At 51.7% G+C, this 26,900-nt stretch carries 24 protein-coding genes and 3 tRNA genes; 2 read left to right on the top strand and 25 right to left on the bottom strand.

From position 1 onward, the window contains the following. Nucleotides 1-173 precede the first annotated feature (173 nt). Nucleotides 174-1,142 carry an MIP/aquaporin family protein gene (locus tag BHAP_RS10075; RefSeq protein WP_094730559.1) on the top strand — a complete coding sequence of 323 codons (969 nt, stop codon included), beginning with the start codon at nt 174-176 and terminating at the stop codon, nt 1,140-1,142. On the opposite strand, the gene BHAP_RS10070 is transcribed toward BHAP_RS10075, so the two are convergent. From BHAP_RS10070 to BHAP_RS09950, 25 genes are all read right to left on the bottom strand, one after another. Then, nucleotides 1,059-1,343 (bottom strand): DUF3017 domain-containing protein, encoded by a 285-nt coding sequence (locus BHAP_RS10070; protein ID WP_094730548.1) that lies wholly within the window; start codon nt 1,341-1,343, stop codon nt 1,059-1,061. The genes BHAP_RS10075 and BHAP_RS10070 overlap by 84 nt on opposite strands. Nucleotides 1,344-1,417: 74 nt before the next feature. Next, complete coding sequence (purH, locus tag BHAP_RS10065; protein WP_094730547.1) at nt 1,418-3,049, bottom strand: bifunctional phosphoribosylaminoimidazolecarboxamide formyltransferase/IMP cyclohydrolase; 1,632 nt, start codon at nt 3,047-3,049, stop codon at nt 1,418-1,420. Then, nucleotides 2,997-4,358, bottom strand: a complete 1,362-nt coding sequence (locus BHAP_RS10060) for a cell division protein PerM (protein WP_094730546.1) — start codon at nt 4,356-4,358, stop codon at nt 2,997-2,999. Before BHAP_RS10060 ends, purH begins: the two co-directional genes overlap by 53 nt. Continuing rightward, complete coding sequence (gene sucD, locus BHAP_RS10055; RefSeq protein WP_094730545.1) at nt 4,355-5,284, bottom strand: succinate--CoA ligase subunit alpha; 930 nt, start codon at nt 5,282-5,284, stop codon at nt 4,355-4,357. Before sucD ends, BHAP_RS10060 begins: the two co-directional genes overlap by 4 nt. After that, nucleotides 5,284-6,477, bottom strand: a complete 1,194-nt coding sequence (gene sucC, locus BHAP_RS10050; protein ID WP_094730544.1) for an ADP-forming succinate--CoA ligase subunit beta — start codon at nt 6,475-6,477, stop codon at nt 5,284-5,286. Before sucC ends, sucD begins: the two co-directional genes overlap by 1 nt. Nucleotides 6,478-6,610: 133 nt before the next feature. Further along, the gene (locus BHAP_RS10045; RefSeq protein WP_094730558.1) at nt 6,611-7,192 is read right to left on the bottom strand and encodes an adenine phosphoribosyltransferase; all 582 of its coding nucleotides are present in this window, start codon (nt 7,190-7,192) and stop codon (nt 6,611-6,613) included. 77 nt (nt 7,193-7,269) lie between these two features. Further along, entirely contained in the window at nt 7,270-7,686 is a 417-nt protein-coding gene (locus BHAP_RS10040; RefSeq protein ID WP_169713214.1) for a preprotein translocase subunit YajC, read from the bottom strand. A 108-nt stretch (nt 7,687-7,794) separates the two neighbouring features. Continuing rightward, complete coding sequence (gene ruvB, locus BHAP_RS10035; RefSeq protein ID WP_094730543.1) at nt 7,795-8,850, bottom strand: Holliday junction branch migration DNA helicase RuvB; 1,056 nt, start codon at nt 8,848-8,850, stop codon at nt 7,795-7,797. Nucleotides 8,851-8,855: 5 nt separating this feature from the next. Beyond that, nucleotides 8,856-9,479 carry a Holliday junction branch migration protein RuvA gene (gene ruvA / locus BHAP_RS10030; RefSeq protein ID WP_094730542.1) on the bottom strand — a complete coding sequence of 208 codons (624 nt, stop codon included), beginning with the start codon at nt 9,477-9,479 and terminating at the stop codon, nt 8,856-8,858. A gap of 164 nt (nt 9,480-9,643) precedes the next feature. Continuing rightward, nucleotides 9,644-10,225, bottom strand: coding sequence for a crossover junction endodeoxyribonuclease RuvC (ruvC, locus tag BHAP_RS10025; protein ID WP_094730541.1), 582 nt, complete (start codon nt 10,223-10,225; stop codon nt 9,644-9,646). A 7-nt stretch (nt 10,226-10,232) separates the two neighbouring features. Further along, nucleotides 10,233-10,988 (bottom strand): YebC/PmpR family DNA-binding transcriptional regulator, encoded by a 756-nt coding sequence (locus BHAP_RS10020; protein WP_094730540.1) that lies wholly within the window; start codon nt 10,986-10,988, stop codon nt 10,233-10,235. A gap of 187 nt (nt 10,989-11,175) precedes the next feature. Further along, nucleotides 11,176-13,221 carry a threonine--tRNA ligase gene (gene thrS, locus BHAP_RS10015; protein ID WP_094730539.1) on the bottom strand — a complete coding sequence of 682 codons (2,046 nt, stop codon included), beginning with the start codon at nt 13,219-13,221 and terminating at the stop codon, nt 11,176-11,178. Nucleotides 13,222-13,605: 384 nt separating this feature from the next. Beyond that, nucleotides 13,606-13,681, bottom strand: a tRNA-Gly gene (locus BHAP_RS10010). A gap of 30 nt (nt 13,682-13,711) precedes the next feature. Further along, a tRNA-Ala gene (locus BHAP_RS10005) sits at nt 13,712-13,784 on the bottom strand. Nucleotides 13,785-13,998: 214 nt separating this feature from the next. Continuing rightward, the gene (locus BHAP_RS10000; protein WP_143248787.1) at nt 13,999-15,132 is read right to left on the bottom strand and encodes a hypothetical protein; all 1,134 of its coding nucleotides are present in this window, start codon (nt 15,130-15,132) and stop codon (nt 13,999-14,001) included. Nucleotides 15,133-15,196: 64 nt separating this feature from the next. Continuing rightward, nucleotides 15,197-16,588: an amino acid permease gene (locus BHAP_RS09995; protein WP_244569390.1), complete on the bottom strand. Its 1,392-nt coding sequence runs from the start codon at nt 16,586-16,588 to the stop codon at nt 15,197-15,199. Nucleotides 16,589-16,894: 306 nt separating this feature from the next. Then, entirely contained in the window at nt 16,895-18,157 is a 1,263-nt protein-coding gene (locus tag BHAP_RS09990) for an alpha-amylase family protein (RefSeq protein WP_094730537.1), read from the bottom strand. 119 nt (nt 18,158-18,276) lie between these two features. Continuing rightward, complete coding sequence (locus BHAP_RS09985; protein WP_094730536.1) at nt 18,277-18,978, bottom strand: histidine phosphatase family protein; 702 nt, start codon at nt 18,976-18,978, stop codon at nt 18,277-18,279. A gap of 3 nt (nt 18,979-18,981) precedes the next feature. After that, nucleotides 18,982-19,386 (bottom strand): ribosome silencing factor, encoded by a 405-nt coding sequence (gene rsfS, locus BHAP_RS09980; RefSeq protein ID WP_094730535.1) that lies wholly within the window; start codon nt 19,384-19,386, stop codon nt 18,982-18,984. Nucleotides 19,387-19,545: 159 nt separating this feature from the next. Further along, complete coding sequence (glmU, locus tag BHAP_RS09975; protein WP_094730534.1) at nt 19,546-20,928, bottom strand: bifunctional UDP-N-acetylglucosamine diphosphorylase/glucosamine-1-phosphate N-acetyltransferase GlmU; 1,383 nt, start codon at nt 20,926-20,928, stop codon at nt 19,546-19,548. Between the two features lie 111 nt (nt 20,929-21,039). Continuing rightward, nucleotides 21,040-21,110 (bottom strand) — tRNA-Gln (locus tag BHAP_RS09970). 202 nt (nt 21,111-21,312) lie between these two features. Beyond that, on the bottom strand, nt 21,313-22,335 hold the full coding sequence (locus tag BHAP_RS09965) for a ribose-phosphate diphosphokinase (RefSeq protein WP_094730533.1): 1,023 nt from the start codon (nt 22,333-22,335) through the stop codon (nt 21,313-21,315). A gap of 88 nt (nt 22,336-22,423) precedes the next feature. Further along, complete coding sequence (gene nadD / locus BHAP_RS09960; protein ID WP_094730556.1) at nt 22,424-23,113, bottom strand: nicotinate-nucleotide adenylyltransferase; 690 nt, start codon at nt 23,111-23,113, stop codon at nt 22,424-22,426. 59 nt (nt 23,114-23,172) lie between these two features. Then, nucleotides 23,173-23,727 carry a phosphoribosylglycinamide synthetase gene (locus tag BHAP_RS09955; protein WP_094730555.1) on the bottom strand — a complete coding sequence of 185 codons (555 nt, stop codon included), beginning with the start codon at nt 23,725-23,727 and terminating at the stop codon, nt 23,173-23,175. Nucleotides 23,728-23,936: 209 nt separating this feature from the next. Then, complete coding sequence (locus BHAP_RS09950; RefSeq protein ID WP_094730532.1) at nt 23,937-25,256, bottom strand: glutamate-5-semialdehyde dehydrogenase; 1,320 nt, start codon at nt 25,254-25,256, stop codon at nt 23,937-23,939. A gap of 128 nt (nt 25,257-25,384) precedes the next feature. Between BHAP_RS09950 and thrC the strand changes: the two genes are divergently transcribed. After that, entirely contained in the window at nt 25,385-26,884 is a 1,500-nt protein-coding gene (thrC, locus tag BHAP_RS09945; RefSeq protein WP_094730531.1) for a threonine synthase, read from the top strand. Nucleotides 26,885-26,900 lie beyond the last annotated feature (16 nt).

Raw genomic sequence — 26,900 nt, 5'->3', positions numbered from 1 at the left:
ACCGGTACCCCATGTCTGCTGGTACTATGGCAGTCGTTCGGCGGGTCAGTCCCGCGACGGCTATGTAAAGAGGAATAATAATGACTACTTTCGAGTCACCAGACATGAACCACACCGTTGACACGGCGAGTGAGACGGGTATCAGTGGCGCACGTCACGCGAACCGATCGCTTATGTCTCATACGCTTGCTGAGTTTGCTGGTAGCTTTCTGATTTGTTTGTCTATTTATTTGATTTGTTCGTTTGGCACGTCAATTTATAACGTGAATATGGCGTTTATTGCGTTGGGTATCGGCGTGACGTACGCTGCGGTGACAATGTTGCTGTCGAATATTACAGCTGGACAGTTCAACCCAGCGGTGACTATTGCTGCCATGTTGACATCGAAAACTCGTCTGCTTGACGGTGTGTTGTATATTGTCGCGCAGCTGATTGGTGCGATTGGCGCTGGTGCAGTAGTACGTTTTCTGATGCCGACATCCGAGCAGATTACTCGCAAAGTTTGGTTGACACCTGCGATTAATGGTTTCGAGAATGGTTCTGTTGCCTATCAGACAGTGAATCAAGTTGGTATCAGCTTTGGTATTGTGCTGGCGATTGTGGTCGAAGTAATTGCGGCCGTGTTGATCGTTGGTATGGCGATGCGCTCTATGGATGATGATGGTCAGGCTTCGCACGATTACGCACTGGCGATGGGTGCCGCATATGGTATTGGCGCCGCAATCACGTATCCGGTGACCGGAGCTGCGCTTAATCCTGCTCGTGCTACTGGTATTGCAGTGTTCGCACAAGGGCAGGGACTTAATGTTGAACCGCTAGGACAGCTGTGGGTGTTCTGGGTGTGCCCGATTCTTGGCGCTGCTGTGGTATCTCTGGTGATGATTATCGCACAGATGGCTCAGGATACGCATGTTCGTAAGCCAGCTCAAGTAGCGGTAGCAGCGCTAGGCGATGTTACTACGGCGGACGGCGATAATGTATCTGCTGCACCTATTGCATCGGCTGACGTTCATGAGGCTGCAAATAACGATGGCAGCGAGCAAATCCCGTTTGATAACTCAGCGCATCAACGGGATGACGAAGAACGTGACGAGCAAGCCAATACCCAGAGCAATACCGATGAAGGAGTCGAACGCCACTGAGCGAACCTTCCACGGACTGCGTTCTCGAAGCACGAGACGCAATACGCCGGTAATAATGGCCGCAACCGATATGATCACGGTTGCGGCCATCTCATATCCAAGAGCCGCAACGATCACCGCACACGCCACGATAACAGCCACGAGCCATTCAAACCACGGCTTGCCTTCGTGAGCTTCAGAGACGAACGGATGATCGTGCATGGTATGTGCCTTTCCGCAACGGTTACATTGAGCTGACTTGGCTTCCCCTCTTCACGGGGAAGCCAAGTGCGGGATCAGTGGAAGAAGTGACGAGTACCAGTCAGGTACATGGTCACACCGGCCTGCTTCGCTGCATCGATTACTTCTTCATCACGGATGGAACCACCCGGCTGAACAATAGCCTTGACACCAGCGTTGATGAGAATCTGCGCACCATCAGCAAATGGGAAGAACGCGTCCGACGCAGCCACAGAACCAGTCGCACGATCAGCACCATCCGCCAGCGTGTTCGCACGTTCCACTGCTAGATGGCAGGAGTCCACGCGGTTGACCTGTCCCATGCCAATGCCAACAGTTGCCTCATCATGAGCGAGTAGAATCGCATTCGACTTCACGCAACGAATCGCGCGCCATGCAAACAGCAGATCATTGAGCGTCGAAGCATCAGCTGGTTCACCAGATACGAGCTTCCATGCGTTCGGATCGTCACCCGGCGCATCAATGAGATCCGTGTCCTGTACCAGCAAGCCACCATCAATCTGACGGAACTGCGTATGACTCTTCGGTGGCTCAGCCACCTTCAAAATGCGCAGATTCTTCTTCTTAGTTTGAAGCAGTTCAAGAGCCTCTGGCTCGTAAGCCGGCGCGACGATAACCTCAGTGAAGATCGGGCGCACGCTCTCAGCCATCTCAAGGGTGACAGTGCTATTGCATGCGATTACACCACCGTATGCGCTCATCGGATCGCAAGCATGAGCTTTCTTATGTGCTTCGGCTGCAGTCTCACCAATAGCAAGACCACATGGATTGTTGTGCTTCACCACAGCGACAGCAATACGCGGAGCAAAATCCCACACAGCACGCCACGCGGCATCAGCATCCACATAATTGTTGTAGCTCATCGGCTTGCCGCCGAGCTGCTCGGCATGTGCGAAACCATCACGATGCAGCGGATCAATGTACAGTGCAGCCTGCTGATGCGGGTTCTCACCGTAACGCAACACGTGGGCACGATCCCATGTGCGTGTAAACGCCGCTGGGAACTTAGCACTATTGACAGCAGCGCCATTCTCATCCTCATCAGGAGTTTCGATGGTTGCTGGCTTCGGCCAGTGCTTAGCAGTCCATTCGTTAATCGTCGCATCATATGCAGCGGTATGAGCAAACGCCTTACCCGCCAGCCAACGACGTTCAGCGAGATCAAATCCGCGACCGTCAAGAATACGCTCAGCGACAAGACGATAATCCGCTGGATCAGTCACAATCGCAACAGTTGCACTGTTCTTCGCAGCGCCACGCACCATTGAAGGACCACCGATATCAATCTTCTCAATCGTTGCAGCTTCATCCGCACCCGAACGCACAGTATCAGCGAACGGATACAGGTTCACAACAACGAGATCAAACGGCTTAATACCAAGCTGCTCAAGTTGAGCAACATGATCCGGATTCGTCATGTCAGCGAGAATACCGGCATGAATGTGAGGATCGAGCGTCTTGACTCGTCCGTCAAGACTTTCTGGAAAACCAGTTACTTGCGATACTTCGGTGACGTTGACACCGAGTTGTGCAAGTCGCTTAGCAGTCGAGCCAGTAGAAACGACTTCGACGCCAGCTTTGACGAATGCATCAGCGAGGACTTCGATGCCTTCCTTATGGAATACGGACACCAACGCCCGTCGTATCGGTCGATTCGTGTTTGTCATCCTGTTCCTCCTTAGTAGTTACTGTCTGAAGTGTTTGCCCGGAATTGGACACATCAGTATCATGCGATTCGTGACGCATACGAATACGTCGTGCAGCCCAGCGTATCCCGAAAACTAACGCCACGCCAATCAGCGCGATTATCCATGCCGACATAAGGCCAAATGCTGTAGGTCGAGCGAGCGCTTGCGTCGACTGCATGACATCGACACCAAGATGAGCAAGCCGCTGATTACCTAATCCCCCATTGGCAATAAGGAATATCAGCGAACAGAGTACCGACATCAATGCACTCGATATACAAAAAGATCCAGCCGGATATGCGAACGCAACAATCATACGCTTCATGCCGGGCGTGTCGTCCGGTGCCGCAGCTCGAACGCTAAACCCGCGGTTCGCGATCATCGAGATCATGCCACATAACAGACCACACGCCAGTGGAATCGATACTAGCGCGATGCGCAAACGCTGATCAGATATCGGTTCGGGTAGTATGCCAAACACTGGGATGGTTGGAAGTTGCGACGATTGGCCAACCCATAGTGTAAACAAGCCAAGATCTCCAATAGCAAAACCGCCACCGAATAGCCATGAAACCGCCCAAATACACACGTTAGGTAGCCAAGCCAAACATGCGATCGTAGTGACAATACGCGACCCTGTACTCATTCCCAGCAATTCGTAAAGCGCTACGACAGCCATGCGATTACGCACCGACCACACAATAACGGTAACGAAACCGCACACTATATAGAGTGAAATAAGCGTGATGCTCGTCATTACGCCAATACGTATCGTTCTACGCAACGGTTCGCTTACCGATTGTCGTATACGTTCAAGCGCACGTACAACAGTCAACGACACGGGAATAGCCGCAAGCAGATAGCCGAGTGTGAAGACACCAGCTCCCTTAGCCATTAGCTGCCATATCGCGTCATGTAAAGCGACGTTCGTGCCTCGGCTGAACAGCATGTCTAATGTCAGCCACGCCATAAGACCACCGATATAGCCGGATATGCTACAAGTGAGTCGCTGCGCAAACGCTCGGATAAGCGCAATCAGCAGTAATGTCAGCAATAATGGCGTAAGGGTAAGGCTTACAGGTGCTACAGAAAAGCCACTACCTTGCGCAAGCAATATCATGGCTGCCGTCAACGATAGCGAATAGGCAGAAAGATTATCTCCGCCTTCTTCCATCGAGATGACCAACAGCATTAATGCAATGAAACATCCCAGCGCAATAGCAAATACGGCCATTGACGCCGCCGCGATGGCGACGCCTTTGCACCATAATTTGAGACGATCGATCATGCGATCGAATGCTCAGCCAATACGTCACGCATAATATCGGCTGCCTGTCCCGGAGTCCGACCTACGCGAATACCGACAGATTCGAGGGCGATCTTCTTATCTTGAGCCGTGCCCTTACCACCGGAGACGATAGCGCCCGCGTGACCCATTTGTTTGCCTTCCGGCGCAGTGAAACCAGCGATATAGGCAACAACCGGCTTCGTCATATGCTCATGAGCCCATTGCGCGGCATCCTGCTCTGCAGTGCCACCAATTTCGCCGATCATCATAACAGCTTTAGTGTTGTCGTCGGCTTCAAACGCTTCCAACGCTTCTTGCAATGTGGTGCCAACAATAGGATCGCCACCAGCGCCAAGACATGCGGTGAACCCTATGTCGTGTAGCTCGCCCATAAGCTGATAAGTCAACGTACCGGATTTAGAAACAAGTCCGAGAGGACCGCGACCAACAATTCCATCAGGAATAATGCCAAGATTTACACCATGTGACTGCGGCGTGGAAGGTAGCGTCATCAATCCCGGGCAATTAGGGCCGACAATACGCACACCACGTCGCAAAGCGAGTTCCACAAAATAAGCACTGTCGGCAACCGGAATACCTTCGGTAATAACTACAATGAGTTCGATACCGGCTTCCACCGCTTCAACAACAGCATCTTTAGCAAATTTCGGTGGCACGAATACTACGCTGGCTTTAGCTCCCGTCTGCTCACGAGCTTCGGCACACGTAGCAAACACCGGTATATGAGCGTCTGAGCCATCAGCATGTGCACCGGGAAAATCAATCACCGTACCGGCTTTACGCGGATTAGTGCCGCCTACAATATTGGTCCCGGCTTTGAGCATGCGCGCCGTATGGGTCATGCCCTGATGTCCAGTCATACCTTGAACGATGACTGGTGCGCCGTCTTCAATGAACAGTGCCATCAGTGATTCTCCTTTGCAATTGACGCGAGACGAGCAGCTTGTTGCGCGGCTTCTTCCATAGTATTAGCCACATGCAGATTGGGGTTATCTGCTTGTGCAAGAATACTCAAGCCTTCTGCCGCTGCATTGCCGTCAAACCGTACAACAATTGGTTTGGCTGCATTGAGCTTATCTAATGCTTCGAGAATGCCTTCCGCGACTTGCTCGCATGATGTAATACCGCCGTATACGTTCACAAAAACGGATTCAACTTGCGGATCAGACAAAACAATTTCAAGGCTATCAGACATGATTGCAGCAGATGCTCCACCGCCAATATCGAGGAAATTCGCCGGTTTGATACCGGTACCTTGTTCCTCACCAGCGCCAGATACAGCGTCAAGCGAGCTCATAACCAAGCCAGCACCGTTGCCGATCACGCCGACTTGCCCGTGCAGGTGCACGTAATGTAAGCCATGTTGAGCAGCACGAGTTTCGTATGGATCAGCTTCAGTACTGTCAGCAAAACGTTTCCATCCGTCATGACGGAAAGCAGCGTTGCCGTCAAGAGAGATTTTGGCATCAAGTGCACACAGTGACTTTGAGGATTCGTCATCCGGATCGCCGATTTTGGCAAGGGGATTGATCTCGACAAGTGTGGCATCGTTATCTTTGAAGCATTGCCACATTTTGAGTAGAATCTCAGCTGCCTGATTCACATCAGCATGATAGAAACCGATACTGTTAGCCATTTCAACAGCAGCATCATGGTCAAAATCGTCGAGCGCATCAATGTGTAACCGTTTGACTGATTCAGGATGCTCTCGCGCGATCTCTTCAACTTCCGTACCACCATTGGCTGTAGCTAACACGTCAAAGTCACGAGATGAACGATCAACGGAAATGGAAACATAGTATTCGTGCAGAATATTCTTCGCTTCAGCAACAAGTACACCGTTGACCTTGTGCCCGTGGATAGTCATCGGCAGGATACTCTCAGCCATCAGGATAGCTTCATCTCGATTATGAGCGATCTTGACGCCGCCTGCTTGACCTCGATGACCGATCTTCACTTGTGCTTTGATGACACAAGGATAGCCAAGTTGTTCAGCTGCCTCAGCTACTTCGTGAGAATTCTGAGCATACACTGCTTTCGGCTGCGGGATAGACTGCCCAGCCAATAGTTCCCTTGCCTGATATTCATATAAATCCATAAATTCCTACTTACCGGATTAGACGAACAACAATACGATCACTGATATGTTTTATATGAGGAATCGTCGCCGATTGAGATTGAGATTGTACGGTAAAGGGAGCGAGTATATGTCTCACTCCCCATGAAAAGACTCAGGCAGGCATAGTCACCAAGGTGCTGCTAGGAACGTCACCCAACTGTTCTAAGCCGTTTAGTCCATCGAGTTTCATAATGAAACTAAACCCAACAACTGACCCACCGGCACGACGAATAAGATCAGCAGCAGCCTTAGCGGTGCCTCCAGTAGCGATCAGATCATCAACGATCAGCACACGCATACCGGGCTTCACGAGATCGGTTTCAACTTCGACAGCTGCAGTACCATATTCCAAATCATATGATTCGCTGATTGTTTCCGGAGGTAATTTGCCAGCTTTACGAACAGCAAGAAAACCCTTGCCTAAACGTGTTGCCAAAATCGGACCGAATAGAAAACCACGCGCTTCAAGACCAGCGATCGCATCAAAGGAATCCAGCGGCACTGGCAATGTCTGTTCCAACGCGTCAACCAGCAACTTCAACGCCTTAGCGTCAGCAAGTACCGGCATGAAATCTCGAAATAGGATACCTTCTTTGGGGAATCCTGGAATGGTACGAATATGAGAGATTACATATTGTGCGTCTCTCTCACCGAGCGTCGCTAATCCAGCGAGGGTGATGTCAGATGCCATGATGCTGTGCCCTTTCCTCATCATCCATACTATGAAGTCGGCACGATGTTGTAATCATGCCGACCACACATTACTACGGATCACTGTTTGTCGGTTGAATCCTTCACGTTCTCATCATTGGTATCCGAACTGGTAACCGAAACAGACTCCTCAAGCGGTACTTGCGCTTGATCATCGTCTGTCGTTGCAGTCGCGTCCTCTTGCGGCAACGGGTTACCATTCTCGTCTACTTCATCATCGCTCACATATGCAGGACGCACATATTCGCGGCTAATGGCGTTAAAACTAAAACGCAGAAGAGAACCCTCAGAATCAATAACAATCTCTTCATATTGAGTATCAACGGAGACAACCTTACCGATCACGCCACCAATAGTGATGATTTCAGTGCCAGGCTGCAAATTAGCACGGAAATCCTGCTTTTCACGTTGCTGTTGCTTGGCTTTCTTTGACTGCCACCACATGACGCCGATCATGAACACAAGAAAGACAATCATCACAAGATTTACGGAATTTGCAGGCACGACGATACTCCTAACGGTCGCATGGATAATCTGCTACTGACATGATTTCCACGGTTATAACTGGTGTCCAAATCAGCAAGTTTAGAATAGCTTACTGACATCCTCGCGCGGCGTTAAGCCCAAATGAGCCCACGCTTTGTCGGTGGCAACACGTCCTTTCGGCGTACGAACGAGGAATCCCTCACGAACTAGGTACGGTTCGCAAACCGTTTCCACAGTTTCAGACTCCTCTCCCACAATGGCAGAAAGTGTGTTCAAGCCTACTGGACCGCCATTGAAATGAGTAACAATAGCGTTTAATACGGCAATATCAAGACGATCAAGCCCCTCAGCATCAATCTGGTAGAGTTCCAGCGCTGACTTAACATCGTCAGGACCCACACTGTCCAAATCGTGAACAATAGCCCAATCACGCACACGTCGTAGTAACCGATTGGCAATACGAGGTGTTCCACGAGATCGCACCGCCATCTCATGAGCTGCTTGCCCATCCAACTTCACACCAAGCACATCAGCCGAGCGTTCGATAAGTTTCTCCAGTTCTTCATGCGGGTAAAAATCGAGATGAGCAGTAAAACCAAAACGGGCACGCAGTGGTGAAGGCAACATACCCTCACGCGTGGTTGCACCAATTACGGTAAAACGTGGCAATGTTAACGGAATCGAGGTTGCGCCAGGTCCTTTACCAACCATGACATCAACACGAAAATCCTCCATCGCAATATACAGCAATTCTTCTGCAGGCCGCGGCAAACGATGGATCTCATCAATGAAGAGCACTTCGCCTGCGTCAAGTGAACTTAAAATTGAGGCGAGATCTCCTGCATGTTGAATAGCTGGGCCAGAAGTCACACGAATCGGCACGCCGAGCTCATTGGCTACAATCATCGCCAACGTGGTTTTGCCTAAGCCCGGAGGACCAGCAAGCAAGATATGGTCGGGCGGTACCTCACGCTTGCGAGCAGCATCGAGAAAGAGTTGCAACTGAGCTTTCAACAGCGGTTGACCAATGAATCCGTCCAACGCATGAGGACGCAACTCCTCATCGCTAACCGGTTCATTGCCAATAGGCGCAGCAGACACCATGCGTAACGATTCCTCGTTCGCTCCGGTGTTCGTCTGAGCATCATATTCCATATCGGTCACCTTCCGCGATCAAGGGAGGTCAAGGCGAGTTTGAGCACACGAGGTACATCATCAGCTGCAAGAGGCATTACAATATCATTATCCCGGCAAGCAGTGTCCACTGCAGATTGAGCATCTTGCTGGCGCCAGCCTAACGACATAAGTCCCTCAATCACTTGGTTCACGTTCGCATCTTGAGGGGTACGAACAGATGATGGCACACCAGCAGATTCAATAGAATCAAGGTCGATCGTACCCTTAAGCTCAAGAATAATCTTCTGCGCACCCTTACGACCTAGTCCAGGAGCCTTCGACAGGGCTGCAGCATCGCCATCTGCCACTGCTTTGGCAAGCCTATCTGGCGGCAATGTTGACAACAACGATAACGCTACCTTCGGGCCAATGCCGCTCACTTTTTGTAGTTGTAGAAACATTCGTTTGGAAGCCGCAGTGAGAAAGCCAAACAGAGTGATCGCGTCTTGCGATACCGATAACGATGTGTAAACGCGAATGTCTCGGCCAGCATGCAGTGACGACAATTCCGCAGACGGCATGCGAACTTCGTATCCTACGCCGCTCACCTCAATCAGCACACAATCCGCACTCACTTCAGCAACGCGGCCACTGAGCATACCTATCATGACGAGTCCTCACCAAATACCATATTCGAACATCTGTTCTACAACCATATCGGATATGCCGGACCACGTACCACAGAAAACGGCTGAAAACATATCATGTACAGCCTAATACTTAGCGACACGCCACAGCCCACAGACAGAAATACATCACCTATGGCAAGCAACTACATGCCGCGATCGGTCCCGTGCCGTCTCTTCGATCGTTGTGCAGCTAACGCCCACTGACGTTGAGCAGCAGTCAAATGTTGCTCACGCTCGCCACCTTGCAATGCGCCTTGCGGTCGTAACGCATGGCAGATCGCAATAGCAAGCGCATCAGCAGCATCAGCAGGAGTAGGCGGCTCGTTAAGGCCCAAAATGCGAGCAACCATACGTTCCATCTGCGGTTTTTCAGCCTTACCATTACCCGTGATTGCAAGCTTCGACTCAGTTGGTGTATGCAATGCCACCGGAATACCCCGTTGTGCTGCAGCAAGCATAGCTAAACCTGCTGCCTGCGCAGTACCGAGCACCGTATTATGATTCGATTGAGCAAAAACGCGTTCAATAGACACTGTATCTGGCGCAAACCGTTCAATCTTATCAACTAAACCGTTATAGATAGCGAGCAGACGCAAATCCTGCGACGTATCAGGCGACGAACGCACCACATCGACGTGAATAAACGAAAGCCGGCGATGTGCGCCGGCTTCGATCACGCCGACCCCGCAGCGAGTAAGCCCGGGGTCAACGCCAAGAATAATCACTTAACGATTACTCCTCGTCAAGCTGGGCCATAACCTCATCGGAAGCGGTCCAGTTGGAATAGATGTTCTGTACATCGTCCAGATCGTCGAGATTATCGATGAGACGAGACACCTTCTGCGCATCCTCAAGGCTCAACTCAACCTCATTCTTCGGACGCATAACCATATCTGCAGAATCATAGTCAAAACCAGCATCCTGCAAGCTCTTGCGCACCGTGTGCAGGTCAGATGGATCGGTGACAACAGTGAACACATCACCATCGTCAACCACATCCTCAGCACCAGCGTCGCCCGCCTTCTCAAACAGATCATCAAAGTCCACGCCCTCAGACGGAACCTCAATCTGACCTTTACGCTCAAAGTTGAAAGACACGGAACCAGACGTTGCGAGTGAACCATTACCCTTAGTCAAGGTGGAACGCACTTCGGCAGCAGCACGGTTGCGATTATCAGTCAAGCACTCGATAATCAGGCCCACACCAGCAGGTGCGTAGCCTTCATACACGATGTCTTCGTAGCTTGCGCCACCAGCTTCTTCACCAGAGCCACGCTTGACAGCACGCTTGATGTTGTCCGCAGGCATGGACGCTTTCTTAGCCTTGTAAATAGCGTCGTACAGTGACGGGTTGCCGTCCGGATCGCCGCCACCCATACGGGCAGCAATTTCAATATTCTTAATGAGCTTGGCGAACAGCTTGCCGCGCTTAGCGTCAATAGCGGCCTTCTTGTGCTTAGTAGTCGCCCACTTGGAATGACCTGACATAATGCTCCTAGCAGATCTTACGAATAAAAACTGGCAAACGAAATAATTTTAGAGCGATTTGCAGACAACTGAAGATGATCAGCCTTCAGGCACTCTACGATCACGGTTTACTGCGCATCACATGAAGTGGCGGGTTGACTGCCCAACAACACACGGACGGCCAACCCGCCACTTCGTATAACCTGAATCAGTCCTCAGCCGGCGCAGCTACAGCAGCCTTAAAATCATCGACAGAGTTGATCTGGACGCGCTTAGCGATCACGTCAAGAATCTGCGCACGTGCCTGATCGACCGGTACGCCATTGAGCTGGCTACCGTCACGGAAGCGGAAGCTCACCGCGTTGTTCTTGGCGTCCTCCTCGCCGACGATGAGAATGAACGGCGTCTTAGACTTCGATGCGTTACGAATCTTTTTACCGAAACGATCATCAGAATAATCAATTTCGCAACGAACCATATCATCTTCAAGGCTCTTGATGAAACCTGCCAGATGCGGTGCAAACTCGTCAGCCACCGGAATACCAAGCACCTGCACCGGGGCAAGCCACACTGGGAACGCACCTGCGTAGTGTTCAAGCAGCACAGCAAAGAAACGCTCGATAGAACCGAAGAGTGCACGGTGAATCATCACCGGGCGCTGATGGGTACCGTCAGCTGCAATGTACTCAAGCTGGAAACGCTCTGGAAGGTTGAAGTCGAGCTGAATAGTCGACACCTGCCACGTACGTCCGATCGCGTCACGCGCCTGCACGGAAATCTTCGGGCCGTAGAATGCAGCTCCACCCGGATCAGCCACGAGGGTAAGACCAGAATCCTTGGCAACCTCAGCAAGCGTGTTGGTTGCTTCCTCCCAAATCTCGTCGGAACCGACGTACTTGTTCGGGTCCTTGGTGGACAGCTCAAGGTAGAAATCGTTCAAGCCGAAGTCCTTAAGCACCTTGAGCACGAAGGTCAGCAGATTGGTGAGCTCTCCCTTCATCTGTTCGCGAGTGCAGTAGATGTGGGAATCATCCTGAGTCAAACCACGCACACGGGTCAGACCATGAACCTCACCGGACTTCTCGTAACGGTACACAGTACCAAACTCAAACAAACGCAGCGGCAACTCACGATATGAGCGCTGACGAGACTTGAAGATCAGGTTGTGCATCGGGCAGTTCATTGGCTTCAAGTAGTAATCAAAGCCTTGCTTGGTGATGTTGCCGTCCGCGTCGCGCTCCTCGTCCAGACGCATGGCCGGGTACATAGAGTCCTTGTACCAGTGCAGGTGGCCAGAAGTCTCATACAGACCACCCTTAGTGATGTGCGGAGTCTGTACGAAGCTGTAGTGGTACTTACGATGCATCTCACGCGAGTAATCTTCCATCGCGTTGATGACCGCAGCACCCTTCGGATGGAACACAGCAAGGCCCGGTCCGATTTCCTCTGGGAAGGAGAACAGGTCCATTTCTGCACCGAGCTTACGGTGGTCACGCTTCGCGGCTTCTTCAAGACGAGTCTGATATTCCTTGAGATCTTCCTTCGTCGCCCACGCAGTACCGTAGATACGCTGCATGGTCGGGTTCTTCTCGCTGCCACGCCAGTATGCAGCAGCAGAACGCTCAATCTTAAATGCCTTAATGAAGTGCGTGTTCGGCAGGTGCGGCCCACGGCACAAGTCCTTCCACACGACATTGCCGTCACGGTCAACGTTATCGTAGAAGCTCAGTTCCTTGCCGGAAATTTCGGTTGCAGTAGACGGATCGAGATGTGCTTCCTTATCCTTGATGAGCTCGATCTTAAACGGCTGATCGGCTTCCTCAGCAAGCGCCTCCTCCTCGGTGACCGTGCGGCGGCGGAACGACTGCGCGGACTTGATGATCCGCTGCATGTGCTTCTCGATATTCTTCAGATCGTCCGGAGTGAACGGCTGATCAACTTGGAAATCGTAGTAGAAGCCGTCCTTGATAATCGGGCCGACGCCGAGCTTAGCGTTCGGGAACAGTTCTTGAACAGCCTGAGCCATAACATGCGTTGCAGAGTGACGCATGATACCAAGGCCGTCCTCGCTATCAAGGGCGACAGATTCAACCGTGTCGCCATCTGCAAGCGGCGTGTACAGGTCACGCAGTTCGCCATTGAGACGTACGGCGATAATGTTCTTGTCATCCGCGAACAGTTCGACGCCAGTGGTGGTTGCTTCCACCTCCTTCGTTTCGCCATTGACCGTGATGGAGATGGAGCTTTGCGCCATGATATGTCCTTTGCTATCGGGGTCCGCGTTACTAATGTGCAGACCTGGACTGGTAATCAACATGCGACACGATAGAAGCGAGTACCGACATCAGGGAGACATTGTTGCGAGATCAGTGTTGGAGTGGCGGTTTTCTCTCACTGAGACGATGCTCAGTGAGAGAAAACCGCCACTCCCGGTGCGCCCCGGCCCTGTATGGTTTGTGAGTGGCAGAAAACGCTCGCCTGCATGGTACTCAGTGAGAGAAAACCGCCACGAGTGTTCCTGAGTGGCAGAAAATGCTCACTGAGTGCCGCTCAGTGAGCATTTTCTGCCACTCAGAAGCACTCGGAAAAACCGTTAGACTACAAACAAACACAAATGGCTCCCATCGGGAGCCATTACTGGAGCGGACAACGGGACTCGAACCCGCGGTCTCAACCTTGGCAAGGTTGCGCTTTACCAACTAAGCTATGTCCGCAAAGGATTCCGCCGTGAGAAGCGGATTCCGTGGAGCTAAGGGGATTCGAACCCCTGACCCTCTCCATGCCATGGAGATGCGCTACCAGCTGCGCTATAGCCCCGATTATGAGTATTGCTCATTGCTGAACGTGGAATACAATACGACACCGCCACGATCGGCGCAACCGACGGCGTGTCTCGCATAAGCTGAATGACTAGAATCCTTCGTCATTAGTGCGTTAACAATGTTCTTGGCTCCCCTTGTCAGAACAGCGCCGTTAAGCAAATAGCAAAGCTATTTGTAGGTACTGCCCTGACAAACAGACCAAACTGTTTTTACTGCTCGTTGCTGGTTCCGGCTGAACCGCTTGTTGAATCTGTCGATGAACCAGAAGATTGTGATCCTGACGAGGAGTGATCAGTTGAAGAGCCTGATGACGAACTGTCCGTAGAAGCCGAGCCGGAAGACGTATTATCTGATGACGAGTTGCTGTCAGAACCAGAGCCAGACGTTTCTCCTGAAGTGTTGTTATTCGTCGTACTACTGCCACTAGTACTATTGCCACTGGTAGACCCCGATGAGGAACCAGATCCTCCTGTCGAAGAGCCGGAAGACGTTCCAGTTCCATTCGATGAGGAATCCTCGCTGGAATTGCCACTAGTCGTGCTGTCATTAGTGTTCGATGATGAGCCATTGCCATTCGATGTCGAATCGTGCGAGGACGTATCCCCCTTGGCGGCATCGTCCGTTGTGTCATCAGTATTGTTGCCACTAACCGACCCGTTATCAGTATCAGTCCCAGACTGATGGTCAGCCGGCGGTTCAGTCTGTTGTTGCGTTGGTGTCTGTGTCGTATTCACCCAGTCACGTACTACTGAATCAGTGCCTTGTCCGCGAGTCACGAGCATGACGATACCGGCTGTTGCTGCAACCGCCGCTAACGCGCTCACGATTGCAATCACGATTGCAATACGTTTCTGTCGATCAGTCGCATCCAACGATGCTTGCGAAATATGGCCAGCTCCAGATATTCGTCCAGTAGCTGCACGACCAGACACACTACGACCAACACTGTAACTAGTTTCATTCGATGGCAAACCAGTACGAGTAATCGTACCCAACACGCGAGTCGCATCATCACTATTCGAGCCCGGCACCAGCGAGCCTTCATCAGAACTGATGACACGCCCTACACGATCTACCTCATCCAGCTCCTCATGAGCATCTTTGTCAGACTTATCCTCTGAGGAACCAGTGCCAACTCCAGTCACATCTTGGAGCTTCTCACCAGATGCTTTGAGTACGTTCTTATAAATCTGTGATGCGACCGCGGATACAATCGAGCCAGCAGCTACGCCAATCACCGATCCTGCTATACCGATCTTTGCTGACAGCAGAAACGAAGTGACCGCAGCTAGTGCGCCCGCGATCAGCGACGACAGAGAAAGACCCTCGAAAAAATTCTTCACGCGACGCAACGATAGCGGTTTTTCTTGGCAACGCGCTGAGTAGCAGGTGAAAACAACGTAACTATCACATGTTATCAGCGAAATCTTCACGAACGTCAGCCGACGATCGTGCTAGACGCTGACGCCGCCACCATGCCTGCACGTAGTAGATGGCGTAGCAGATAACAATAAACACTATTTCAGCGACGAGTGCGAACCGCTGCTCTTTGTCAAAGATCACTAGCACAAATGACGCAGTACACAAGATGAATGCAGCCCACGATACGTACGGATAACCCGGCGTACGATACTTCAGTTCGTCCGTCGTATGCCCAGCAGCAAGCCAACGACGACGGAACACGATCTGACAGTATGCAATAGCAATCCATACGACCACAGCGGACAGTCCCGACAATGCTACGAGCACAAGATACACGGTTGACGCGGCAATCACGCTCGATAACAAGGCAAGCAAACCGCCCGCCATCGCAGCACACAACGCGAGCATCGGCACACCACGACGGTTCGTTTTCGCAAACCAGCGTGGAATCATTCCCTCGTGACCCATCGACCACACCATGCGTGTCGAAGCATACAAGCCAGAGTTTGACGCAGACAACACAGCTGTAAGCACGACAAAATTCATGATGTCGGCTGCATATGGAATACCAATTGAGTTAAACACGAGAACGAAAGGACTCTCACCAACACCAGCTTGACGCCACGGAATCAGCGCACACATCACCACAATCGAACCGATAAAAAACAGTACAAGACGCCACAATGTGGTGTGAATAGCTTTGGGTACAGCTGTCTCAGGGTCGCGTGTTTCGCCGGCAGTTACACCGATAAGTTCAGTACCGGAGAACGCAAAATTAACCGTGAGAATCGTAGCGAACACAGGCATGAATCCGTTCGGGAACGCACCATCTTTGATGAGATTGTCAAACATTGGCGCATGTTCATAACCAGCGATTGGAATAATGCCAACAATCGCGAGCATGCCAATTGCGATAAACGCACAGATTGCGAACACTTTAATCGAGGCGAACACGAATTCAGCTTCAGCGAAAAAACGTACCGATAATGCATTCGCAGTGAAAATAAGCATAATACACGCAGCAGACCATATCCATGTTGGCGTATGCGGGAACCACCGTTGCATCAGGAGCCCTGCCGCCGTAAATTCAGAACCAAGCGCAACGGTCCACGTTAACCAATACTGGATCGCAATCACAAAACCAGTACCGGGGCCGATAAAACGTTCGGCATACACATGGAAGGAACCAGTCACTGGCATTGCAACAGACAATTCACCAAGTGTGAGCATGACAAGATACACGATAAGCGCACCGATGCCGTAGGCGAGAATCGTGCCGATTGGACCGGCCTGTTGAATCGTATAGCCAGAACTTAAAAACAAGCCTGTACCGATCACGCCACCGAGAGAGATCATCTGCAAATGACGCGATTCCATGCCGCGCTTCAAGTTCGTATGCAACGCATGATCGTGCGTCTGATGATCAGTATCAGTTACATGTTGCCGCTGTTGCACACATGATGACTGTAACGTAACGTTGCTAGACGGGCTATGCGGCTGCGTTGCTGCGTGAGTGCCGTCAGTCGGCTCAGTGTCGGACTGGCTCATAGTGCTCTTTCATATCGGTATGCCGTTCACAATGACCGTTAAAAACGGACCAGAACAGTATACGAACCACCATGACCAGCCACTTAGCAACCACTGTCAAGATGCCACGACTGTTGTTGTGATTACCGCAACAATTCAGTGCTCAACATGATAGAGATGCACGCCATGCTCACTAATATCAGCGGTAGGCCGCTCCCCTAATCGCAAATCAACATGCAGCCTCTGATTCGCATCATTCCCGGTGCCGATAACGTCATATGAATAACTACGATTGCTCACTTGCGTTGGTTCACTGATCGCACGTATCATCCACGGATGTTGACGTCGGATCGCAATTAATCCTTGCACAAGCTGGAACATCCACGCACCATCGTTGCCGAGTCCGTCACGGTTAGACGGGAACATAGGCCGGACGGCATCATCACCGCCCAACACATCTGCTTTCACGCCGCGCCAGGCTTGCTCATCGCCGTAATACATACTAGGAACACCACCAACGCTAAACAGTACCGTCATTGCAAGTGCTGCCTCCGATTCACCGATCTGACTGACGATACGAGTCACATCATGATTACCAACGAAAGTGAGCGGCGTAAATGTACGCATGAACGTGTTATGACGTGCCAGACTCCAGTCAAGTTCGTAAAAGTTACCAGATTTAATCGAACTCCAGATCGCCTTCCACAACTCGTACTGAGTGAGTGAATCCATACCGGAATCAGTGATTATTGCCGGATAGTCACCATGAATGACCTCCCCCATGAACCACGCTTGAGGAAATGCACGACGTACTTGCGGTAACACATGTGTCCAAAACTCCGGTGGCACCGCATATGCTGCATCAAGCCGCCATGCGTCAACGCCGCGACGCATCCAGTAGCACATCACATCTGCAACAAGCTGCGCTACTGCCGGCTCATCGTGGTTAAACACAGGTAGATCATCGTTACCTTCAAACCGTTCGTATCCGCTAACTTGCCCTGCACTGTCTCGCGCAATACGAAACATACTCTCAGTGTGAGGATCATTGCCAACGAGCGCTCGCTGAAACAGCGAGGATTGACGGCCAATATGATTGAATACGCCATCAAGCATGATACGAATGCCCCGCGCATGACATGCCGTAACAAGTCGATCGAACGCTGCATCGTCACCGAGTCTCGGGTCGATGCGGTAATAGTCAGTCGTATCGTAGCCGTGCGTGCTCGAAGCAAACACCGGGTTGAGCATGAGCCCGTTCGCCCCGAGATCAATAAGATAATCGAGCCACGAAGTGATCATATCAAGCCGTGGCGTAAGTGTGCGTTCGGCATCGGTAGCAGGACGAATGGGTGCACCGGTGAAGCCGAGTGGGTACACCTGCCACCAGATTGTATTGAGATTTAGATCGTCGGACATTACGCCCTCCCTCAGTCGTGGCTGACGATATGCCAATTACATATCGTTATATCCAGCATACGGCTATGAGATGAGGTTGACGTTCTTGCCTGTCCTGTCAGAGGTTAATAAATCAGTAGTCAGCCCTGCGGATGCTCCCACTGGTCAGTATCAGCGAGTGCAGGGCCGTGGTTATAGTCCATGAGCCGCCACCGTAGTGTTCCGTCGGCCATATCGGCAGGGACGAATCGAGCCCAGTGTGCGTTGCGCATTGATAATAGATCAGCGAAATCGGGATGTACGGTGCTTAAGCCGAGCAGAGTGAGCGTGGTTTGCATAATCCATGCGCCGTGCGAGAACACATACAAATCCGTGTCATTACCGGCACGATGCGCCCAGTCATTCAACGCTTCGACACCACGCGCACCCACATGAGCTTTGGGCTCGGCGTCGAAGGCAAGTTCACCATCACGGAATTGAGCCCATGAACGGTACGCTTCGGGGTACAGTCGCTCGATATCGGCGAGTTCCATGCCTTCCCATTTGCCGAAGCTGCGTTCGCGTACACGCTGGTCGAGATGGACTTCTAGCCCTAGCAGATCAGCAAATGCGTGAGCTGTTGCCGCCGCACGACTCAAATCGGAGGCGACGACAAGCTGATGACGATAGTCCGGCTGCCCGTCTACATACAGGGCTTTGAGTGCCGCACCAGTTTGTTCTACTTGCCAGCGTCCAACAGCGTCGAGTGGAATGTCGATTTGTCCTTGGAAACAGTGCCGTGCATTGTATTCGGTGCGTCCGTGACGCACTAACGTGATAGAACGAACGTGCGGCTCAGTCATAGCTCAGGCTTCCTGTGTGAGATTAACCGTTGAAGGTTCCGGATGCGCAAGTTTGAGATCGATTGTCTCGCAGTCACGCCACAGGCGGTCAAGGCGATAGAACTCACGTGCTTCTTCATGCATGACATGCACGATGAAATCACCGTAATCCAGCAGTACCCATTGAGCTTCGGTCAGTCCTTCGCGCGATCGTGGCTGCAATCCGTCGCCTTTAACGTAGAGGTCTTTTTCAACCTCTTGCGCTACAGCGAGTACCTGTCGTTCGTTTGCGGCGGTTGCTACCAACATGAGATCAGTGATGCCGAGCAAACTACTCACGTCGTATGCAACGATATCAGTGGCCTTAAGTCGGTCTGCCGATTCGGCGGCAATACGAACCATGTCAATGGAATGCTGTGCTGCGGTCAAGTTCCTGTCTTTCTGTCTGTTTCTTTATTAGCGCGCTGGTTCGCGCATCACGGTCGGTGTCGCGGCGATGGTTATATTACCCAGCACCGCGGCCGCTCATGACCTACTGTATTACGGATGCACGATGTGTGATGCGTTGACGCATATCACGTCATGCGATCAGCGTTTCCACTTGGGTTTCCAACCCTCAACGTTGTGTTGCGTGTTCTCCGAGTAGACCATCGTGTTGTCGGGCACAGTATGGCGAATCACCGAACCTGCGCCAGAAGTCACATTGTCACCAACTTCGACAGGAGCAACAAACAGATTGCCCGCACCAATGTGTGAGCCTGAACCAATATGTGTTTTATTCTTGTGCACGCCATCATAATTGGCAGTGATAGTGCCACCGCCAATATTCGTATGATCGCCGAGTGTTGCATCACCCATGTAGCTCAAATGCGGCACCTTGGTGCCATTGCCAATATGAGCTTTCTTCATTTCCACGAACGCGCCAGCCTTGGACTCTTCGCCTAAATCGTTGCCCGGACGTAAATACGTCCACGGGCCAATGTTGGCGGCACGACCAATATGCGTTTCTTGGACGCGGGAGCGTTCAACTACAGCTTCAGCGTCGATAGTCGCGTCAATAAGTGTCGTATACGGTCCGATCACTGCGGCTTCATCAACAGTGGTATGGCCCTGCAGGAAACTACCGGGTAGCACGGTCACATCGCGAGAGAGCACAACATCGTCTTCAATCCATGTGGTCTCAGGATCGAGAATGGTCACGCCAGCACGCATCCATGCCTCGCATACGCGACGATTGTGTTCACGTGAAAGCGCAGCGAGTTGGACGCGATCATTCACTCCTTCAACACTCAACGGATCGGGAGCAGCAAACGCACCAACGTTGCCTTCCTGCTTAGCAGTTTCGAGTGCGTCAGTTAAGTAGAACTCACCTTGAGCATTGTTATTCTTCAAACCAGCGATAGCCTTGGCAAGCACAGCCGCATCAAACACGTATACGGACGTGTTCACTTCCTGCACAGCTAGTTCACTGCGGTTGGCATCTCGCTGTTCAACGATACGAAGCACATGGCCATCACGATCACGGATAATACGACCATAACCAGTTGGGTCGTCAAGGATAGTGGTCAGTACGGTTGCACCATTGCCGCTGTTTTCATGGAATGCGACGAGGCCACGCAATGTTTCTGAATCAAGCAACGGCATATCTGACGCAGCAATGAGTACATAACCATCGAGCTTATGTTCAGCTTCCAACTGTGCCATCGCGCACTGTACGGCACGTCCAGTGCCGGGAATGTCGTCTTGGTGAACGATCTCGACATTGCTGTGATACGAGCGTGCAGCTTCGGCGACACGATCTGCCTGATAATGAACAACCACAGCAAGCGTTGACGGTTCGAGCGCGGCAACAGAGTCCATGACGCGGTTGAGGAAGGTTTTACCGGCGAAGGTGTGAAGCACTTTTGGCATAGCAGAACGCATACGGGTGCCTTCGCCTGCGGCGAGGATGATTGCGGCAGAAAGAGCCATGAAACAAATCTCCTATTCGATCTCGCAAATGAAAAACGCCCGACCGCAATTCGCGACACGCCGACTGATTACCAGCATCATGTCGCGAACACTTGTCGAGCGTTCGGCGGGTTCCTCCACCTGGACTCGAACCAAGACAAAGGGTTCCAAAGACCCGTGTGCTGCCATTACACCATGGAGGATCAGCGGAAAATCAGCTGCTGCGTTTTCCGCCAAGTGTTTATTATGCCATACGATGCGACTACGTCAAATCAATCTTGCCGCAAATCTTACTCATACAGCGCATATCCGTTTATTTGTGCGGGTAAAGACGACTCGCAAGTTGTGATGTGTACGGCGTGTCGCGTGCACCGCACACATCGCATTAGCATGTGCCATCATCCTTTACGCAAACAGGAATCCTTGTCCGTGATGCTCAGGATACGTGTCAAACAGTCGGGCAACCGATCCGTCCTCAAACACAGCACGAATAGCACTAGCAAGCAGCGGCGCAATCGACAACACCGTCAGCCCATCCCAACGCTTCTCTTCAGGAATCGGCACAGTATCCGTGAGCACTACCTCACGTGCACCACATCCCTTCAATCGCTCAATAGCAGGTCCAGACAGCACACCATGCGTAGCAACCACGGTAACTGATTTCGCGCCCGCCTCAGCAAGCACATGGCACGCACCAGCGATCGTACCAGCCGTATCAATAAGGTCGTCAACGAGCACACAATCCTTGCCCGCAACATCACCAACCACACGATTAGCAACCGTCTGATTAGGACGAGTAATATCGCGCGTCTTGTGCACGAATGCGAGGGGACCGCCGCCAAGACGCTGAGCCCACTGCTCAGCCACACGAATACGACCAGCATCCGGGGACACAACAGTGACATTGTCAAGCTGGTTCGAGAACCGGTCACGAATATAATCCACCAATACTGGCATTGCGATCAAATGATCAACCGGACCGTCGAAGAATCCCTGTGACTGTGCAGCATGCAGATCAACGCTCATAATTCGATCCGCACCTGCGGTCTTGAGCAGGTCAAATACCAGACGGCACGAAATCGGCTCACGGCCACGATGCTTCTTATCCTGTCGTGAATAACCCAGCAATGGGCATACCGCAGTAATAGAACGAGCCGACGCACGCTTCAGCGCATCAATCATGATGAGCTGTTCCATGATCGCCTTGTTGATCGGCTTGGAGTGCGTTTGCAACACAAACACATCCGCGCCACGCACAGATTCGGTGTAACGCACGTACATCTCGCCGTTTGCGAAATCATATGCGGTAGTTTCCAGCACGTCGATACCGAGCTGCGCGGCCACATCTGCCGCCAGTTTCGGATGCGTACGCCCTGTCACTAGGATGAGATTCTTATCAGGCTTTCCTTCAAGGATTGCGCTCACCATATCTCCAAACGTTCGGTTTCGCTGAAGTGACTGTCCTCATAGTATCCGTTCACGCCGACCGGTACGCGTCCGCGTGTTTACCAAGAGTTCACCGGTATAAACCATGTTTGCCAATGTATTGCACCACGCCATCCGGCACGAGATACCATACTGGTTCATTGTGTGAGGCGCGTCGGCGCACGTCAGTTGACGAAATTGCCAGTGCGGGAATCTCAAGTGTATCCACTTTGCCTTCGGGAAGACGCACACCTTGAGGCGACGAGTACCCGGGACGTGTAACCGCAACAAAGTGGGCGAGGTCCCACATATGTTCGGCATCTTTCCACTGCATAATCTCAGCAACCGCGTCCGCACCGGTGATAAAGAACAGTTCAGCATCAGGATGTTCAGCGCGAATATCGCGCAGCGTATCGATGGTGTATGTGATGCCCGGACGGTCGATATCAACGCGCGAAACCGTGAACTTAGGGTTAGACGCAGTCGCAATCACGGTCATGAGATACCGGTCTTCAGCGTTCGTCACTTTCTTGTCAAGTTTGAATACAGGCCGACCAGTAGGAACAAAAATCACTTCGTCTAGGTCATACACCCATGCCACTTCGGACGCAGCAACTAAGTGACCATTATGAATCGGATCAAACGTACCGCCCATAATGCCAATGCGCGGACGCGCATGACGATTGCCACGGGTTGACAGCAATCGGCGAGGTATACCAGCCGCCGTACTGACTGCATTCACACTGTTTTCAACCGTGCTTTCCGGAGATAAGTCAGCCATACGTCGCGCAGATTCGTTCGCGGCACCATTTGCTGCTATTGCTGTTTCGCTTATTGCGCTCACGCCGTTTCACCTTCCTGTTCGCGGTCAGCGTCGCGAGATTCGCGCGCAATCTCCCCTGCTGTCGGTTCTGACTCTTGCGGGTCGATCTTGCCCATATCCTCATTCCACTCGTCTTGGACTACGCGGCGAATTTCAGCGAACGTTGGCAATGCAAAGTCAGGCTGATACAAGCGACGTACTTCAGCAACGCGTTCAGTGACACGAATCAGTGTGTCAGTCATGCCGTCGACGTCACCGTTGCGTTCCATTGCAGAGAACTTACGAATGTACTGTTCCATAAGCTCCATCTGCTCACGTACCGTATGCAACTGGTCAGCCGTCAAATCAACAACCTCGTCAGAATGTTCGTCTGGCCAGCCAATGAGCACCGCGTCCGCGTATTCGAGCGACGCACGTTGAGCTGCGGAAGCAATACCATCCTCAATCTGCACGAGGAATACATACCGCACAATGCTCAGTCGTTCGGCGGCAATTTTCATACCAAGTCGCGGATCAGTTAAATCAATATCAGGACGTAACGGCTTGGTTACCAATACCCCATCTTCGGTCATGATGTCCGAGTGCGGTACCTGCGATGCTGCTGTAGCTGATGACGGAACACCCGGCTCTCCCACAGTATTGTCAGTTATGCCAGTATTGTCAGGACCAGTAACACCAGTGCCACTGCCAGTAACGTTCCTAGCAATGGGAGTAATGGTGGTAATGGTGGTTGCAGTGTCAGCATTATCCGTGGATGCAGTCATCGTCGTCTCCTCCTGGCTCATCGTCTCACCTGTCCAGTGCCATAGCCAATCCATTTTGTTGTAGTCATCTCGCGCAATCCCATCGGGCCACGCGCATGCATCTTCTGAGTAGAAATACCGAGTTCTGCGCCAAAACCGAATACTCCCCCGTCAGTGAACCGAGTAGAAGCGTTAACCATGACAACTGCTGAGTCAATGCGGCTGGTAAATTCTTCAATCGCAGAATAATCCTCCGCAATAATCGACTCGGTGTGCCCGGTCGAATGAGCGTTGATGTGATCAATCGCTTCATCGAGCGAATCGACGACTTTTACGCCCATTGTCAACGCGAGATATTCAGTATCCCAGTCCTCATCAGTGGCGTGAATTAAGTTCACATCGCCATCAATCGCATCAATATCAGCAGCATTGATAATATCGTACGACGTCTCGTCAGCATGCAATTCAACATTCGCCTCAGTAAGAGCTTGCGCAATAGCTGGCAGATAACGCTCGGCAACATCGCGATGGATGATGAGCTTTTCAGCCGCATTGCATACGCCCACACGCTGAGTTTTCGCGTTGATAATAATCGGAATAGCCTTGTCGAGATCGGCAGACGCATCGACATAAATGTGCACATTACCGGCGCCAGTTTCGATAACTGGAACCTTGGAATTACGCACGACTGCTTGAATAAGTCCCGTTCCCCCGCGAGGTACCAGCACATCGATATGACCGCGAGCTTCCATCATGGCAGTTGCACCGTCACGACCGTATTCGTCTACTGTGTCAACGAGTGACGGGTCAAAACCGTGTGCAGCGATTGTGTCACGAATAATGGCGAGCGTGGCTGCATTCGTACGTTCAGCGGCATGCCCACCACGCAGCATTGCCGCATTGCCAGATTTGAGACATAAACTTGCCACGTCAACGGTGACGTTTGGTCGCGCCTCATAAATCATGCCAATCACACCAAGCGGCACACGTTCCTGCTGAAGTCGTAAACCGTTCGGCAGATGATAACCGCGTACAATCTCACCAATCGGATCAGGCAGCGTGGCAACATGCCGTACTCCTGTCGCTGCTGCAGCCACACGCGGTACATCGAAACGTAGTCGGTCGAGCTTACCTGCATCCATGCCAGATTCGCGAGCTTCAATCATATCGAGCTCGTTAGCTCCTGCAATCTCATCAGCGCGAGCATCGAGCGCATCAGCAATCGCGCCAAGCAGCTCATTCTTTGCTTCTGTATCGGCCCGTGCAAGTTTTTGCTGGGCACGAGCAGCCGCATCAGCTTTCGCACATACTGCATCGAAAATAGTCTGCGGCATCTGCTCCTCTTTGCTATTCGTCATACCCACACCATAGCGCATTACAGCGTCAGTGCGTTGCCATCATCTGGAACACAACGCGGAAACTGCCCACCTCCGGCGGTAAACTTAATCCACATTGCTGTTACCCGTTTCACTTCGCGAAGGACATCATGATCACGTTCCATTCCACGCGTTCCACTACTGACTCGTTGACGTCCAAAGAAGCCATTCGTAAGGGAATTGCCGACGATGGCGGCCTGTTTGTTACCGATGCACTCGGTGACGTCAAGGTTGATATTGCGCACCTTGCTGGTCGTTCATACCAAGATATTGCGTACGACGTACTCCACGCATTGCTGCCAGATTTCGGCGAAGACGAACTCAAATCGTGTATCACACAAGCGTATGGCGCGCAATGGTCGGATGAACGGATTACGCCACTGAAGCCGCTCGGCGACGATTATGTGCTGGAACTGTTCCGTGGACCTACTTCTGCGTTCAAAGATGTGGCGTTGCAGATTTTGCCACGGTTTATGGCTCGTACAACGCCGGCGGGTGACAAGACTGCTGCTCAAGCGGATGAGAAGATTATGATTCTCACTGCTACGTCTGGTGATACTGGCAAAGCTGCTTTGGCTGGTTTTGCAGATGCACCAGGCACTGCGATTACTGTGTTTTATCCGCAAGGCAAGGTCTCACAAGTTCAGGAACTGCAGATGACTACGCAGACCGGTAGCAACGTGAATGTTGCGGCGGTTGAAGGCAATTTTGATGACGCACAGTCCGCAGTCAAGCGCATTTTTGGCGATCACGCTCTAGCTGATCGCCTCGCTACGGACGCGCATGTAGTACTTTCTTCTGCAAATTCAATCAACGTAGGTCGTCTCGTACCGCAAGTTGTCTACTACTTCTCAGCGTACGCGCAGCTGCTCGAACAGCAGGCTATCAACGTGGGTGACGAAATCGAGTTTGTTGTGCCGACTGGTAACTTCGGTGATATTCTCGCCGGTTATTATGCGAAGCAACTCGGTTTGCCAGTCAAGCATCTCGTGGTTGCATCGGACAAAAATAATGTGCTGTTCGATTTCCTGACAACTGGCACGTATAACCGTCAGCGTCCGTTCTATCAGACGATTTCACCGTCGATGGATATTCTCGTCTCCTCGAACCTTGAACGCATGCTGTACTACTTGTCCGAGGGTGATACGCGATTAATCACTATGCTGATGAATGATCTGAAAAACTGGGGTACGTATGAGATTCCAGAAGATCTGCTGGCGAAGATTCGTCAACTATTCGGCTGCGGCTGGGCTAACGAAGATCAAGTGCGAAAGATGATTGCTGATTGCTGGCAGAAGAATCACTATGTGATTGATCCGCATACCGCATGCGCGTATTTTGTGGCGCAGCAGATGCCACGCGATCCGCTAACTCCGCGTGTGATTCTTGCGACTGCAAGCCCGTATAAGTTCCCGCGTACAGTGAACGAATCTCTTGGTTTTGACGCCACTGGCACCGATTTCGATTGCATGGATGTGCTCTCACGCGAAACTGGTACCACTGCTCCAGCGGCGTTGCGTAATTTGCAAACCGCTACTGTTCGTTTTCATACGGTTGTGCCGATTGACGGTATGGAGACGTTTGTAGAATCCGCCGCCAAAGCGCAGTAAGTACAGCAAGAGCTGG

The organism is Bifidobacterium hapali (assembly GCF_002259755.1).
In the GTDB taxonomy this organism is placed as follows: domain Bacteria; phylum Actinomycetota; class Actinomycetes; order Actinomycetales; family Bifidobacteriaceae; genus Bifidobacterium; species Bifidobacterium hapali.
This window is presented reverse-complemented; position numbering and strand designations above follow the sequence as displayed.

Excerpts from the sequence above, each read along its gene's own strand:
- BHAP_RS10075 (WP_094730559.1), top strand. The coding sequence starts at position 174 with ATGTCTCATACGCTTGCTGAGTTTGCTGGTAGCTTTCTGATTTGTTTG.
- BHAP_RS10070 (WP_094730548.1), bottom strand. The coding sequence starts at position 1,343 with ATGCACGATCATCCGTTCGTCTCTGAAGCTCACGAAGGCAAGCCGTGG.
- purH (WP_094730547.1), bottom strand. The coding sequence starts at position 3,049 with ATGACAAACACGAATCGACCGATACGACGGGCGTTGGTGTCCGTATTC.
- BHAP_RS10060 (WP_094730546.1), bottom strand. The coding sequence starts at position 4,358 with ATGATCGATCGTCTCAAATTATGGTGCAAAGGCGTCGCCATCGCGGCG.
- sucD (WP_094730545.1), bottom strand. The coding sequence starts at position 5,284 with ATGGCACTGTTCATTGAAGACGGCGCACCAGTCATCGTTCAAGGTATG.
- sucC (WP_094730544.1), bottom strand. The coding sequence starts at position 6,477 with ATGGATTTATATGAATATCAGGCAAGGGAACTATTGGCTGGGCAGTCT.
- BHAP_RS10040 (WP_169713214.1), bottom strand. The coding sequence starts at position 7,686 with ATGATTGTCTTTCTTGTGTTCATGATCGGCGTCATGTGGTGGCAGTCA.
- ruvB (WP_094730543.1), bottom strand. The coding sequence starts at position 8,850 with ATGGAATATGATGCTCAGACGAACACCGGAGCGAACGAGGAATCGTTA.
- ruvA (WP_094730542.1), bottom strand. The coding sequence starts at position 9,479 with ATGATAGGTATGCTCAGTGGCCGCGTTGCTGAAGTGAGTGCGGATTGT.
- BHAP_RS10020 (WP_094730540.1), bottom strand. The coding sequence starts at position 10,988 with ATGTCAGGTCATTCCAAGTGGGCGACTACTAAGCACAAGAAGGCCGCT.
- thrS (WP_094730539.1), bottom strand. The coding sequence starts at position 13,221 with ATGGCGCAAAGCTCCATCTCCATCACGGTCAATGGCGAAACGAAGGAG.
- BHAP_RS09995 (WP_244569390.1), bottom strand. The coding sequence starts at position 16,588 with ATGGAATCGCGTCATTTGCAGATGATCTCTCTCGGTGGCGTGATCGGT.
- BHAP_RS09990 (WP_094730537.1), bottom strand. The coding sequence starts at position 18,157 with ATGTCCGACGATCTAAATCTCAATACAATCTGGTGGCAGGTGTACCCA.
- BHAP_RS09985 (WP_094730536.1), bottom strand. The coding sequence starts at position 18,978 with ATGACTGAGCCGCACGTTCGTTCTATCACGTTAGTGCGTCACGGACGC.
- glmU (WP_094730534.1), bottom strand. The coding sequence starts at position 20,928 with ATGGCTCTTTCTGCCGCAATCATCCTCGCCGCAGGCGAAGGCACCCGT.
- BHAP_RS09965 (WP_094730533.1), bottom strand. The coding sequence starts at position 22,335 with ATGGTGAGCGCAATCCTTGAAGGAAAGCCTGATAAGAATCTCATCCTA.
- nadD (WP_094730556.1), bottom strand. The coding sequence starts at position 23,113 with ATGGCTGACTTATCTCCGGAAAGCACGGTTGAAAACAGTGTGAATGCA.
- BHAP_RS09955 (WP_094730555.1), bottom strand. The coding sequence starts at position 23,727 with ATGACCGAAGATGGGGTATTGGTAACCAAGCCGTTACGTCCTGATATT.
- BHAP_RS09950 (WP_094730532.1), bottom strand. The coding sequence starts at position 25,256 with ATGACGAATAGCAAAGAGGAGCAGATGCCGCAGACTATTTTCGATGCA.
- thrC (WP_094730531.1), top strand. The coding sequence starts at position 25,385 with ATGATCACGTTCCATTCCACGCGTTCCACTACTGACTCGTTGACGTCC.